This window comes from Candidatus Sodalis sp. SoCistrobi, from assembly GCF_900143145.1.
Taxonomy (GTDB): domain Bacteria; phylum Pseudomonadota; class Gammaproteobacteria; order Enterobacterales; family Enterobacteriaceae; genus SoCistrobi.
This window is the reverse complement of the sequence record NZ_FRDB01000075.1, coordinates 1-12,304: the sequence shown is the minus strand read 5'-3', so window position 1 is coordinate 12,304 and position 12,304 is coordinate 1. Positions and strand designations below refer to the sequence as shown.

13 protein-coding genes and 1 pseudogene are annotated in these 12,304 nt (G+C 62.0%); 6 read left to right on the top strand and 8 right to left on the bottom strand.

Annotated features, from left to right (window positions below):
* A pseudogene (locus CINSTRO3249_RS16495) lies at positions 1-110 on the top strand (IS110 family transposase); the annotation flags it as partial.
* A 138-nt stretch (positions 111-248) separates the two neighbouring features.
* Here CINSTRO3249_RS16495 and bioD read toward each other — a convergent pair.
* From bioD to bioB, 5 genes are all read right to left on the bottom strand, one after another.
* Entirely contained in the window at positions 249-935 is a 687-nt protein-coding gene (gene bioD, locus CINSTRO3249_RS07060; protein ID WP_074012748.1) for a dethiobiotin synthase, read from the bottom strand.
* Positions 928-1,707 carry a malonyl-ACP O-methyltransferase BioC gene (gene bioC, locus CINSTRO3249_RS07055; RefSeq protein ID WP_074012745.1) on the bottom strand — a complete coding sequence of 260 codons (780 nt, stop codon included), beginning with the start codon at positions 1,705-1,707 and terminating at the stop codon, positions 928-930. The genes bioD and bioC overlap by 8 nt, the downstream gene beginning before the upstream one ends.
* Positions 1,694-1,831: a hypothetical protein gene (locus tag CINSTRO3249_RS17165; RefSeq protein WP_174249747.1), complete on the bottom strand. Its 138-nt coding sequence runs from the start codon at positions 1,829-1,831 to the stop codon at positions 1,694-1,696. Before CINSTRO3249_RS17165 ends, bioC begins: the two co-directional genes overlap by 14 nt.
* A gap of 113 nt (positions 1,832-1,944) precedes the next feature.
* Positions 1,945-3,102, bottom strand: a complete 1,158-nt coding sequence (bioF, locus tag CINSTRO3249_RS07050; protein ID WP_074012744.1) for an 8-amino-7-oxononanoate synthase — start codon at positions 3,100-3,102, stop codon at positions 1,945-1,947.
* Positions 3,102-4,139, bottom strand: a complete 1,038-nt coding sequence (bioB, locus tag CINSTRO3249_RS07045) for a biotin synthase BioB (protein WP_074012747.1) — start codon at positions 4,137-4,139, stop codon at positions 3,102-3,104. Before bioB ends, bioF begins: the two co-directional genes overlap by 1 nt.
* Positions 4,140-4,242: 103 nt before the next feature.
* Here bioB and bioA point away from each other — a divergent pair, with 103 nt between their 5' ends.
* The 3 genes from bioA (at position 4,243) to CINSTRO3249_RS07030 (ending at position 6,977) form a co-directional block, all read left to right on the top strand.
* Positions 4,243-5,532, top strand: coding sequence for an adenosylmethionine--8-amino-7-oxononanoate transaminase (bioA, locus tag CINSTRO3249_RS07040; protein ID WP_074012743.1), 1,290 nt, complete (start codon positions 4,243-4,245; stop codon positions 5,530-5,532).
* 262 nt (positions 5,533-5,794) lie between these two features.
* Positions 5,795-6,475, top strand: a complete 681-nt coding sequence (locus CINSTRO3249_RS07035) for a type 1 glutamine amidotransferase domain-containing protein (protein ID WP_074012742.1) — start codon at positions 5,795-5,797, stop codon at positions 6,473-6,475.
* Between the two features lie 22 nt (positions 6,476-6,497).
* The gene (locus CINSTRO3249_RS07030; RefSeq protein WP_074012741.1) at positions 6,498-6,977 is read left to right on the top strand and encodes a kinase inhibitor; all 480 of its coding nucleotides are present in this window, start codon (positions 6,498-6,500) and stop codon (positions 6,975-6,977) included.
* 139 nt (positions 6,978-7,116) lie between these two features.
* Here the strand turns inward: CINSTRO3249_RS07030 and pgl are convergent, their stop codons facing one another.
* Positions 7,117-8,112, bottom strand: a complete 996-nt coding sequence (gene pgl / locus CINSTRO3249_RS07025; protein ID WP_074012740.1) for a 6-phosphogluconolactonase — start codon at positions 8,110-8,112, stop codon at positions 7,117-7,119.
* A gap of 193 nt (positions 8,113-8,305) precedes the next feature.
* Here pgl and CINSTRO3249_RS07020 point away from each other — a divergent pair, with 193 nt between their 5' ends.
* On the top strand, positions 8,306-9,118 hold the full coding sequence (locus CINSTRO3249_RS07020) for a pyridoxal phosphatase (RefSeq protein WP_074012739.1): 813 nt from the start codon (positions 8,306-8,308) through the stop codon (positions 9,116-9,118).
* A gap of 230 nt (positions 9,119-9,348) precedes the next feature.
* Here CINSTRO3249_RS07020 and ddlA read toward each other — a convergent pair whose 3' ends face one another.
* Positions 9,349-10,458, bottom strand: a complete 1,110-nt coding sequence (gene ddlA / locus CINSTRO3249_RS07015; protein ID WP_074012738.1) for a D-alanine--D-alanine ligase — start codon at positions 10,456-10,458, stop codon at positions 9,349-9,351.
* A 574-nt stretch (positions 10,459-11,032) separates the two neighbouring features.
* Positions 11,033-11,209 (bottom strand): AcrZ family multidrug efflux pump-associated protein, encoded by a 177-nt coding sequence (locus CINSTRO3249_RS07010; protein WP_074012746.1) that lies wholly within the window; start codon positions 11,207-11,209, stop codon positions 11,033-11,035.
* Between the two features lie 164 nt (positions 11,210-11,373).
* On the opposite strand from CINSTRO3249_RS07010, the gene modE reads away from it, so the two are divergent.
* Positions 11,374-12,165 (top strand): molybdenum-dependent transcriptional regulator, encoded by a 792-nt coding sequence (modE, locus tag CINSTRO3249_RS07005; RefSeq protein ID WP_074012737.1) that lies wholly within the window; start codon positions 11,374-11,376, stop codon positions 12,163-12,165.
* Positions 12,166-12,304 lie beyond the last annotated feature (139 nt).

The following is a 12,304-nucleotide window of genomic DNA, read 5'->3' as shown; positions in this document are numbered from 1 at the left end:
AAGGAGGTAAAGTAGGCATCTGCGCGGCAATGCGAAAATTACTCCAATTAGCTTATGGTGTCTTAAAATCTGGAATACCCTTCGATGAAAATATAGCTCTTGCATCATGATGAGCAAGACGGTATCTGGCGTTAATGATGACGCTCGCCGACGCGCGAGGGTATCGCTGGCGGGGGAAGCGGATAGCAGCACCGCGCGTTTCGCTACCCGCGACGGCACCGCCGACAGCCGGTCCGAAACGGGTCCGCTTAATACGGCGCTTCCAAAATATAGAGATCAAGATAGTCGGCCAAGGGTGCGTTTACCGCCGCGTCAAGCCAGGGGATTTCCCCCAACAAAGGGGCATCCAGCCGTTGTTGCAGCGCCGCCAGGTAATCCTGCGGCCGATGGGTAACCGGCGTAGGATGATTGGCAATCCAGCCCGCCAATGGCAGCCCCGCCTGTCGTACCGCCAGCGCCGTCAGGAGCGCATGATTGATACAGCCGAGTTTCATTCCGACCACCATAATCACCGGCAGCCGCTCGGCGGCGACCCAATCAGCGTAGGTAAGCGTTTCCCCCAACGGGGTAAACCAGCCTCCCGCGCCCTCCACCACCAGCCAGTCGGCGGCGGCTGCCACCGTCCGAAGCCCCGCCGATAACGCGGCGGCGTCGATGCACCGGCCTTCCTCGCGGCTGGCAATATGGGGCGAGGTCGGCGCAATAAACGCCAGCGGGTTGACCTGATGGTAGTCAAGCGTCACGGTGCCGTTGGCCATCAGCGCCAGCGCATCGCGGTTACGCGGCCCCTCGGGGGTCAGTTCACAACCTGAGGCCACCGGTTTGTACCCTGCGGTGCGATAGCCGGCGCGCGCGGCGGATTGCAGCAATGCGCAGGCCGCCAGGGTCTTACCGATATCGGTATCGGTTCCAGTCACAAAAAAACGTTTAGTCACGGTAGATAACCCCATAAACCACGCGATAACTCAGCGGCAGCCCCGCCGGCCGGTGCGGCCAGCTGGCCTCCAACGCCCGCAGGCGGCTGCGGCTGGTCAGTCCGGGCGGGCGGCCATCGTGGAGATAACCGGCGCCCACACCTTTGATTTCCCGCAACAAGTCGGTAAGTTGTGGATAGTGCAAGCGATGCGGCTCAGCCAGCAGGCGATGGCGATAAGGGGCGAAGGCTGCGGCGATAGCCGTCTGCGGCAGAAAACGGTTGATATGGATGCCATCATCCACCTGTCCCCACGCCTGCGCCAGCTCTTCCAGCGATCCCTGCGCCAGGGTGGATAACGCCAGAATGCCGCCGGGCCGCAGCACACGGTACAGCTCCGCCAGCGCCTGCGGCAAATCATCGCACCACTGGACCGCCAGATTACTGAATACAATGTCTATCGATCCGGTCGCCAGCGGCAGCTGTTCGATATCGCCCACCACGTAGGCCCCCGCAGACCGTTGTTGTCGTGCATAGCTCAGCATGGCGGCGGAGAGGTCGAGGGCTACCACCTGATTGCCCTGCGCCTGCCAGCGCCGGCTGAACCACCCGGTGCCGCAGCCCGCATCGAGAAGCCGCCCTCCTGTGACCGGCCCTATCAGGTCGCAAAGCCTATCGCCGCAGGCGCGCTGAAAGGCAGCGTGGCGGTCGTAATGCGGTGCGGCGCGGCTGAAACGACGGGCGATGCCCGGCTTATGGTCCGACGGCGGATTATGCGTTTTATTGTTGGGCATCGGATAACGCCTCCAGCAGCGTATCACTATCGTCGGCCAGACGGGCGGCGTTGAGCGTAACCCGCAGCCGTGCGCCGCCCGGCGTTTGGTCCGCTGACGAATCAGGCGTTCTAAAGTTGTGCATCGGCTAGCGCCTCCAGCAGCGTATCACTATCGTCGGCCAGACGGGCAGCGGTGAGCGTAGCATGCAGCCGTGCGCCGCCCGTCGTTTGGTGGTCCGCTGACGAATCAGGCGTTCTAAAGTTGTGCATCGGCTAGCGCCTCCAGCAGCGTATCAATATCATCGGCCAGATGGGCAGCGGTGAGCGTAATACGCAGCCGTGCGCCGCCCGGCGGCACGGTGGGCGGACGGATTGCCGTCAGCCAGACGCCGCGCTCACGCAGGCGCTGCGCCAGTTGCAGCGTGCGCAGATTATCGCCAATCACCAGCGGCTGAATGGCGGTGTCCGACGGCGTCAACGCAAAGCCGAGCGCCGCAGCGCCGCGACGGAAACGGGCGATATTGTCCCAAAGGCGTTGGCGCAGGGCGTCGCCGCGGCGCACGACGGTCAAGGCGGCGTCAATTGCCGCTATCTGCGCCGGCGGCGGTGCGGTGCTGTAAATCAAATGACGCGCGAACTGCAGCAGGTATTCCGCCACCGGCGCCGCGCACAGCACCGCCGCGCCGCTGACGCCCACCGCCTTGCCAAAGGTAACCACCAGCAGGTCCGGCCGGCCGGCCGGCGCCCAGGCGCAACCGCGCCCTTCCTCGCCGACGACGCCGATACCATGGGCATCATCCACCATCAGCCAACCGCCGGCGGCCCGGGTTATCTCCGCCAACGCCGGCAGCGGCGCCCGATCGCCGTCCATGCTGAACACGCCTTCCGTAATAACCAGACGGTTGCCGGCGCAGTCGCGACGCAACAAATGCTTCAGGGCATCGGCATCGTTGTGGGCGAAGCGTCGTAACGTAGCCGGCGAGTGCATCGCCGCCTCCAGCAGCGAAGCGTGGCTCAGACGATCCACCAAAATATGGTCCCCGGAGGCCGTTAAGGCCCCCACCACCGCCTGATTGGCGGCGAAACCCGAGGTAAACAGCAGCGCGCGCGGAAAGCACAGCCAGTCGGCCAGCCGCTGTTCCAGCCGTTGATGAAGCAGACTGTAACCGGTGACATGCCCCGATCCGCCCGCCCCTACCCCCGCCGTGATTGCGCCCTGCTGCCAGGCCGCAATCACGGCGGGGTGGCGCGCCAGTCCCAGATAGTCGTTGCTGGAGAAATTCAGGTACTGTCTATTGCCGTCGCGGATAAGGCGATCGTTGCCGCCGCTGAGCGCCCGGCGTTCGCGGTAGGTCTGCTCCCGGCGCCGCTGCGCCAGCGCACCGTCGATGCGCGCCATCCAGCCGTCGGTCATCAGCGTGCCGCATTATAGTAATGCGCCGTATCTGCGGTGAGCAGGTCTTCGGCCAGTTGCGCTTGCTGTGCCGCATCGCCCTGCGTGGCGGTGCGACGTTCGATATTGATGCCCAACTTACGGAACAGTGCCATATCGCGATCCTCTTCCGGGTTAGGCGTGGTGAGCAATTTACAGCCGTAGAACACCGAGTTGGCGCCGGCCATGAAACACAGCGCCTGGGTCTGTTCGTTCATCTGCTCCCGTCCCGCCGACAGGCGCACGTGTGAGCGCGGCATCATAATGCGCGCCACGGCGATGGTGCGGATAAACTCAAACGGATCGACATCCTCATTATCCGCCAGCGGCGTTCCTTTCACCTTCACCAGCATGTTGATGGGCACGCTTTCCGGCGGCGTCGGCAAGTTGGCCAGCTGCACCAGCAGCCCCGCGCGATCGCGGATGTCCTCCCCCAGACCGACGATGCCGCCGGAGCACACTTTAATCCCCGCCTGCCGGACTTTGCTCAGGGTATCGAGCCGGTCCTGGTAGCTGCGGGTCGTAACAATGCTGCCGTAAAATTCCGGCGAGGTGTCCAGGTTGTGGTTATAGAAATCCAGCCCCGCCTCCGCCAGTCGCTGCGCCTGCCCGTCGTTGAGCATGCCAAGCGTCATGCAGGTCTCAAGCCCCATCGCCTTCACGCCCTGCACCATCTGCTCAAGCAGCGGCATATCGCGGTCGTGCGGGTTCTTCCAGGCGGCGCCCATGCAAAAGCGCGTCGAGCCGGCGTCCCGCGCCTTACGGGCGGCGTCAAGCACTTGCTGTACCTGCATCAGCCGCTCGCTCTCCAGCCCGGTGCTGTAACGCGCGCTTTGCGGACAATACTTGCAATCCTCGGGGCAGGCGCCGGTTTTGATCGACAGCAGTGTACTGACCTGTACCTCGCCCGGCGTGAAGTGCTGGCGGTGCACCTGTTGGGCCTCAAACAATAACTCAAGAAACGGTTTATCAAACAGCGCTCTGGCCTGCGCCAGCGTCCAGCGTTGAGAGGTTGACATAACGGTTACCCACAGCATCTTGAAAGAAATAGATGGCGTCAGTGTAGAGTTTGCCGCTACACTGTCAACCATATATTAAAAATTTAGTTTACAGGATAATCCGATGCAGGCCGACGACCTCGCCTTCGACCACCGCCATATCTGGCACCCTTACACCTCCATGACCCGGCCGCTGCCGGCCTACCCGGTGGTCGCCGCCGACGGCTGTGAGCTGACCCTCAGCGACGGCCGCCGCCTGGTGGACGGTATGTCCTCATGGTGGGCGGCCATTCACGGCTACAATCATCCGGTTATCAATCAGGCGATGAAGGATCAAATCGACCGCATGTCCCATGTGATGTTCGGCGGCATTACCCACCCGCCTGCGGTGGCCCTGTGTCGTCGGCTGGTGGCGCTGACGCCGGCCGGTCTGGAGTGCGTTTTCCTGGCGGATTCCGGCTCGGTAGCCGTGGAGGTGGCGATAAAAATGGCGCTGCAATATTGGCAGGCGCGCGGCGAACCACGGCGCGAGTTGCTTGCCCTGCGCCAGGGCTATCACGGCGATACCTTTGGCGCCATGTCGGTGTGCGATCCCGATAACTCGATGCACAGCCTGTACCAGGGCTACCTGCCGCCGCATCGGTTCGTCGCGGCTCCCCGTCGCCGCTTCGACGACACCTGGCGCGAGGGGGACGATGCGCCGCTGGTCGCCCTGTTGGCCGCCCACCATCGTACGCTGGCGGCGGTGATTCTGGAGCCGATCGTGCAGGGCGCCGGCGGGATGTGCTTTTACCATCCCGAATACCTGCGCCGCGCGCGGGCGCTGTGCGATCACTATGGCATATTGCTGATTGCCGATGAAATCGCCACCGGTTTCGGCCGCACCGGCGAATGGTTCGCCTGCAACCACGCCGGCATCGCGCCGGATATCCTTTGTGTGGGCAAGGCCTTGACCGGCGGCGCTCTGACACTCGCCGCCACGCTGACCCGCCGCCACGTGGCGGATACGATAAGCGATGGCGACGCCGGCTGTTTCATGCACGGGCCGACGTTTATGGCCAATCCGTTGGCCTGCGCCGCCGCCAACGCCAGCCTGTCGCTGCTGGAAGACGAAAGCTGGCGCCCGCGCGTGGCGGCGATAGCCGCAGGGCTTCGCGCCGGGTTGTCACCGCTGGCCGACCATCCCCGGGTGCACGATGTGCGGGTGCTCGGCGCCATAGGCGTAGTGGAAACGACACAGCCGGTGAATATGGCGGCGCTGCAGCGCTGGTTTGTCGACAGCGGCGTGTGGATCCGTCCTTTTGGCAAGCTGATTTACCTGATGCCGCCTTATATCATCTCACCGCCGGCGCTTGCCCGGCTCATCGACGCTATCGCCGACGCCCTGGACTCGCCGGGGCATTTTCTCCCGTGACGCCGTCGGCACGGGGTGCTCATGCGCGCCGGGCCACATACGCTATGCTTAAGCTCTACGTTTGCGGCCCCAGGCGTTGCGCCGCCGGCGAGCGTGAATGCGGCACGGTGAAATGTGCGCAGCGCCGATGGGCTGCGGCGGCGGGGTGATGACCGGGCCGACAGCCCCAGCCCCGAACTCGCGGGCCGCTCTTTTGGCATCGGGTCAGGGCGTCGGAGGCGGCGATCCTTATCCCCCACGCCACTATTAATGGAGAACGCTGATGAAAGTCGCCATAATCTTGACATCCCATGACCGGTTAGGCGATACCGGTGATAAAACCGGCTTCTGGCTGGAAGAGCTGGTCGCGCCGTATTATACCCTGCATGATGCCGGGATAGAGATAACCTTGGCCTCGCCGAAAGGCGGCCAGCCACCGCGGGATCCGAAAAGCGACGAAGCGGACGCGCAAACCCAGGACACCGAACGGTTTCGCACCGATCGCGCCGCGCAGCAGGCCTTGGCCGCCACCGTCAGGGTCGATACGTTGCGGGCGGACGAGTTTGATGCCCTGTTTTATCCCGGCGGCCATGGTCCGTTATGGGATCTGGCGGAAGATCCCCATTCCATCGCCCTTATCGAGCAAACGTTCGCTAACGGCAAACCGGTGGCGGCCGTCTGCCATGGGCCAGGGGTGCTGCGCCATGCGAAAAAGCCTGACGGCACACCGCTGGTGGCGGGTAAGCGGGTCACCGGATTTACCAATAGCGAAGAGCAAGCAGGCCGGTTGACTAGCGTGGTACCGTTCTCGGTGGAAGATGAGCTTCGGCGCCACGGCGGCCATTTTGAGCGCAGCGAGGATTGGCAGTCTTATTCGGTGACGGATGGCCATTTGGTCACCGGCCAAAACCCTGCCTCGTCAACGGCCACCGCGCAAAATTTATTAAAAATCCTTAACCGCTAGTGCCCAACAGGAGATTGCCCGCGTGTTTACTCTCTTTAGCAACGATCTACAGCCCGGCGCGACGTTACCCGAGCGCCATGTGTTTAACGGTATGGGATATCAAGGGGATAATATTTCGCCGCACCTGGCCTGGGATAATGTCCCAGCAGGCACCAAAAGTTTTGTCATTACGGTGTTTGATCCAGACGCGCCGACCGGCTCTGGCTGGTGGCACTGGCTGGTAGCCAATATTCCGGCGGATGTTCGTATGCTGCCCCAGGGGGCGGGCTCCGGTCAGGACAATCTGCCGGCGGGCGCCGTGCAGGGACGTACCGATTTCGGCAGCGCAGGCTACGGCGGCGCGGCGCCGCCGCAGGGAGAAACGCACCGCTACCAGTTCACCGTCCATGCGCTGGATGTGGAGCATCTGGAGGTGGATGAAAACGCCAGCGGCGCGATGATAGGTTTTAACGTGCATTTCCACACTTTGGGCAGCGCGCCGCTGACCGTCACTTACCGCTGATGCGACGGCCCGCCGACACCTGCCCGGGCGAAAGGCTACGGCTCAAGCATGGCGCGGCCACGGCGCCGCGGGCTGCGGGTCGCGGGTCGCGACGCAGGCTGCGGGTCGCGCCGCGGGGTAAGGGTCGCGACGCGGAGGGTCAACGCGCCAAGACCGACACCCACATCGGCCCTTGTCCCACCGCATAGCGCGCCAGCGGCGCCAGCGCGCCGGATTGCGCATCGATAGCGTAAACCGTGATATGGTGCGATTTCTGCCCGGCGGCCACCAGGAACCGACCTTGACTATCGATATTGAAACCCCGAGGCTGGGTTTCGGTGGTCTGATGGCCTATCAAACTGAGCACGCCGCCGTCTTCGGACACCGCGAACCGGCTAATGATGCTGGCGGTGCGATCGCAACAATAGAGCCAGCGGCCGTCGGGCGTGATATGGATATCCGCCGCCCAGCGGGTGTCGCTGAAGCCGGCCGGCATAATATCCAGCGTCTGCACAATGCGCGGACCGGCGCCTGCGGCGTCAATGGCAATCACATCCACCGTACCGCTGAGCTCGTTGATGGTGTAGGCGTAACCGCCGCCGTGGTGAAACGCCATATGGCGCGGGCCGGCACCGGCCACGCTGTCTAATGCTTCCGGCGTGCGGGGCGTCAAATGACCGGCCTCGCCAATGGTATAAAACCGGATACGGTCTTCTTGCAGGCAAGGCACCCAAAGTACCTGATTGGTGGTGTCGACATTGGCGGAGTGGCAATGGGTCAAGCCTTCCAGCGTCTGGGTCGGCGCGCCGACGATACCCTGCTCGTCGATGGGGCTGACACCGAGACAGCTGCCGCTATAGGAAACGCTGTACAGCGTCTCGCCCTGCAAGTCGGTGGTCAGCTGCGTCGGACTGCCCGGCAGCGGCGCCATACCGGCTTCAGTCAGCAAGCCCTGTTCATCAATACGATAGCTGACCACGCCGAAGGACGGCCGGACGCCAATATAGAGGTGCGTGTTTGCCGGATGGATGACCATCGGCTGCCCCTGCCCCGGGGTATCCACCACTTGCAGCAATGTTAGCGCGCCCTGGTTATCCATTTGCCAGACGTGTATCTGCTGACTTTCCGGGCTGGCAACGTAGACAATTTGCTTCATGTGTTCTCCTAATTTCGCTTCTGTGGCAGGCATAGCGTCCGTGATTTGGCACGGTTTTGTCACCTTAACGGTACGCCTTTATTAAGCATGTCACCGTTAGGGCGCGTTAGCCACTGACATTATCACGGTTTTCGCCGCCGCGCCGAGGGTGTAACATTGCGTATGATTAAAATACTTACCTAATAGGAAACCTATGGATTATCGCCTTATTGCCCTGGACCTGGACGGCACGCTGCTGACCCGCCAAAAACGTATACTGCCCGAATCCCTTACCGCGCTGCGCGAGGCCGGCCTGCAGGTGATGGTGGTCACCGGCCGGCATCACGTCGCCATTCACCCCTTCTATCAGGCCCTCGAAATAGATACCCCGGCGATTTGCTGCAACGGGACCTATCTGTACGATTACCCGGCACGGCGGGTATCAGCCGCTCACCCCCTCGACAAGACCCAGACGCTGACGGTACTGAACCTGCTCAGTCAGTATGATGTACACGGCCTACTGTACGTCGATGACGCCATGCTGTATCAACACCCGACCGATCATGTCCTGCGCTCCCTGGCCTGGTCGGAGACTCTGCCGCCGGCGCAGCGGCCGACGCTTGTTCAGGTGGACAGCCTGGCGGCGGCGGCGCAAGAGGCGCAGGCGATCTGGAAGTTCGCTACCTCCGATGCGGATATCGGCAAGCTGCAAACTTTCGCCGCAGCGGTCGAGCGGGAACTGGGGCTGGCCTGCGAATGGTCCTGGCACGATCAGGTGGATATCGCGCAACGGGGCAACAGCAAAGGCCGCCAGCTGGCACATTGGGTTGCCGCCCAGGGGTTAAGCATGGATCAGGTCGTTGCTTTCGGCGATAACTTCAACGATCTCAGCATGCTGGAAAGCGCCGGTCTCGGCGTGGCGATGGGGCAAAGCAATGATGCCATCAAGGCGCGCGCCGACGTGGTCATTGGCGATAATGAAGCGCCGTCCATCGCCCATTTCATTCGCCAGCGCCTGCTGGCCTGAGTTTACCATCGCGAGATCTTAACCCGCAGCCCTGCCGCGGGGTCTGCGTTTACCATCGCGTGGTCACTATCCGCAGCCCTGCCGCGGGGTCTGCGTTTACCACCGCAAGGTCACTATCCGCAGTCCTGCTGCAGGGTCTGCGTTTACCATCGCGAGGTCACTATCCCAGCCCTGCCGTAGGGTGATAAACCGCAGCAGGGCTGGCGCCCTTCCCGCACGGCAATCGGGTTTCAGCGTTCGGTTTGGCTGAGGCTCGCCGCCGCGGCGCGCGCCAGCGCCAGCGTGATCAAACGGTCCACCAAGGCGGGATAATCCAGCCCGCTGGCCTCCCACAACTTCGGATACATACTGATCGAAGTAAAACCCGGCAAGGTGTTGACCTCATTGAGCAAGATTTCACCTTGATCGGTTAAAAAGAAATCCACCCGCGCCATTACGCTGCAGCCGAGCGCCAAATAGGCCTCACGGGCCATCTGCCGGAGGGCATCGGCGACGGACGCCGGCAGCGCCGCCGGGATAACCAGTCCCGCCTGGGCGCCTTTGAGATATTTGGTGTCATAGGCGTAAAATTCGTCGTTGGCGAGGATCTCGCCGCAGACGCTGACCTCAGGAGAATCATTGCCCAAGACAGCGGTTTCGATTTCCCGCCCGCTTATCCCCTGTTCCACCAACACTTTGGCATCATAACGGAAAGCCAGCGCCAGCGCCGCCTCAAAGCCGGCGCGGTCGGTCACCTTGCTCACGCCGACGGAAGATCCCTGGCTGGCGGGTTTAATGAACAGCGGCAACCCCAGCTGGCCGATAATCGCGTCGACATCCGGCGCGGCACTGCCGGTACGCAGCAGCGTTACCGACGGCGTCACCGGCACCCCGGCGTCGCGCAACACCCGCTTGGTCATGTCCTTGTCCATACACACCGCCGAGCCCAGCACATCCGGCCCGGTGTAAGGAATATTCAGCACCCGCAGCAGGCCCTGCACCGACCCGTCCTCACCGCTGGCGCCGTGCAACACCGAGAAAGCGACATCAATCGACGGCAACGGCTGGCCATTGGCGGCATCAATCAGTTGCGCCCCCGACTGACCGGGCACCACCGCCAGGTAACACCGCGCCGGCGCCAGGCGGATGGCGGCGGGATCGTCAGCATTAAGCAGATAGTCCTGCTCGTCGCACAGAGTCCAGCGTCCGTGTTTATCCACCCCGATGAGCGTCAAATCGTATTTTTGCCGGTCGATGGCGCGAATGACGTTCATCGATGAACGCAACGACACTTCATGCTCGGTGGACTGGCCGCCGAACAGCACCGCGACCCGTTGTTTGCCGCTTTCCCGTGGTTTCATTACATCCTCATTAATGACTAAAACACTTATTAAACGCCCACAGAGTATGCGCCAGGGGCGGGTGTGTAAAGCCCCTGCAGGGGTTGAAACCCGAAGACGGTGATTATAGCGGCGAAACGGACAAAAAAAATGAGGAACGGAGACGAACGCCGCGTGAGGAACGCGCGCGGTGTGAAGGGGAACACGGGTATGTGCAGCCGGTGGCAACCGACGCACCGTTTCCTGACGCAGCGACTCAGCGCAACAACGGACGTTGACTCGCCTATGCCCACGAACCGACCAGGGTGGCCCGTGCCAGATCGTCACGCGTCAGCGACAAGCGTTTGAGACACCCTCACGTCCCATGAGCCGGACAAGGGGGCCCGTGCCAGATGGTCACGCGACAGCGCCAGGGGTTAAGACACCCCCACACCCCGCGGCACCGGCTGCCTCTGACGCAAAATCTGACTCCTGCGACAGGCTTTACCAGCGGCGCATCCTGCACCGTCTAGCCTCTAACACAACCTCGCACTTCAGCGGCGCAGGTAGACCCGCACGCCGCCGGCGCGGACGGGCACGCACGCCGGACGTCAACTTATTGGCGAGAAGCCGGCCTCACGTCATCGCTCGGCTGACGACGCTGTTTGGGTTGACCAAACTTGGAGATGAAATTGAACAGCTCTCCCAGAAGGTAAATAAGACCCAGGATAATCGCCATGACGACAGGCACCATTAAAATGACAATGGCCAGGCTTTCTAATAGTTCAAGCATTATTACCTCATAGCGTAGAGTTGGCGCATAATGGTTATCTTCCTTACCTTTATACCAGTTTCTGGCTGCAGCGCTTAGGCCTTTTATGTTATCGCCACCGGCATGATTTGCCGCTGCCCGTTGGATAAGCGAAAATTTCCCTATTAACGCCACGAGGTTTCCTGATGCAGGCAGAGATTCTGTTAACCCTGAAACTCCGGCAGCAGTTGTTTGCCGACCCGCGCCGCATTGAACTGCTTAAACAGATCCGCGCCACCGGCTCCATCATGCAAGGGGCAAAACTGGCGGGCGTCAGCTACAAAAGCGCCTGGGATGCGATCAACGCCATGAACGCGCTGGCGGAACAGACGCTGGTGGAGCGCGCGACCGGCGGCAAGGGCGGCGGCGGTACCACTCTGACCCGTTACGCCGAGAGGCTGTTACAGCTCTACGACCTGCTGGGCCAAATCCAGCAAAAAGCCTTCGATGTCCTGCAGGACGATACCCTGCCGTTAGATAGCCTGCTGGCGGCAATTTCGCGTTTCTCGCTGCAAACCAGCGCCCGCAATCAGTTTTTTGGCACCATCGTCAGCCGCAGTCGCCGGCCGGTGCAGCAGCAGGTGACGGTCGCACTGGCCGACGGCCACAGCCAATTGAACGTCGCGCTAACCGAAAAGAGCGCCGAACGCCTGCAACTTGAGATAGGCAAAGAGGTGCTGGTATTGATCAAGGCGCCCTGGATTTCCCTTGCCGCGACCGGCGCGCCCCCACCGCAGGCGGATAATGTGCTTTACGGTACCCTCACCCACCTGGAGCGCGGCGACGAAAACGACGAAGCGCTCATCGCCCTGCCCGGTGGCCAGCAGCTGTGCGCCACGGTACCGACGACGGTGACCGATAAGCAAAAGTTATCGCCGCCGCAGCCCATAGCAGCATATTTTAATGCTGACCAAGTGATCATCGCCACGCTGTGCTAAAGGCGGACTGACTGAATCACCCCGGATAAATTAGAGTCTATACTTTAAAAGTGGAGGTCTCTATGACAACGACCAAACGTTACTCTCCGGAAGTCCGTGAACGGGCAGTTAATCTAGTGCTGGAAACTCAGCATGAGCA

Excerpts from the sequence above, each read along its gene's own strand:
- bioA (WP_074012743.1), top strand. The coding sequence starts at position 4,243 with ATGCAGGCCGACGACCTCGCCTTCGACCACCGCCATATCTGGCACCCT.
- modE (WP_074012737.1), top strand. The coding sequence starts at position 11,374 with ATGCAGGCAGAGATTCTGTTAACCCTGAAACTCCGGCAGCAGTTGTTT.
- bioF (WP_074012744.1), bottom strand. The coding sequence starts at position 3,102 with ATGACCGACGGCTGGATGGCGCGCATCGACGGTGCGCTGGCGCAGCGG.
- bioB (WP_074012747.1), bottom strand. The coding sequence starts at position 4,139 with ATGTCAACCTCTCAACGCTGGACGCTGGCGCAGGCCAGAGCGCTGTTT.
- bioC (WP_074012745.1), bottom strand. The coding sequence starts at position 1,707 with ATGCCCAACAATAAAACGCATAATCCGCCGTCGGACCATAAGCCGGGC.
- CINSTRO3249_RS07020 (WP_074012739.1), top strand. The coding sequence starts at position 8,306 with ATGGATTATCGCCTTATTGCCCTGGACCTGGACGGCACGCTGCTGACC.
- ddlA (WP_074012738.1), bottom strand. The coding sequence starts at position 10,458 with ATGAAACCACGGGAAAGCGGCAAACAACGGGTCGCGGTGCTGTTCGGC.
- pgl (WP_074012740.1), bottom strand. The coding sequence starts at position 8,112 with ATGAAGCAAATTGTCTACGTTGCCAGCCCGGAAAGTCAGCAGATACAC.
- CINSTRO3249_RS07035 (WP_074012742.1), top strand. The coding sequence starts at position 5,795 with ATGAAAGTCGCCATAATCTTGACATCCCATGACCGGTTAGGCGATACC.
- CINSTRO3249_RS17165 (WP_174249747.1), bottom strand. The coding sequence starts at position 1,831 with ATGCACAACTTTAGAACGCCTGATTCGTCAGCGGACCAAACGCCGGGC.
- CINSTRO3249_RS07010 (WP_074012746.1), bottom strand. The coding sequence starts at position 11,209 with ATGCTTGAACTATTAGAAAGCCTGGCCATTGTCATTTTAATGGTGCCT.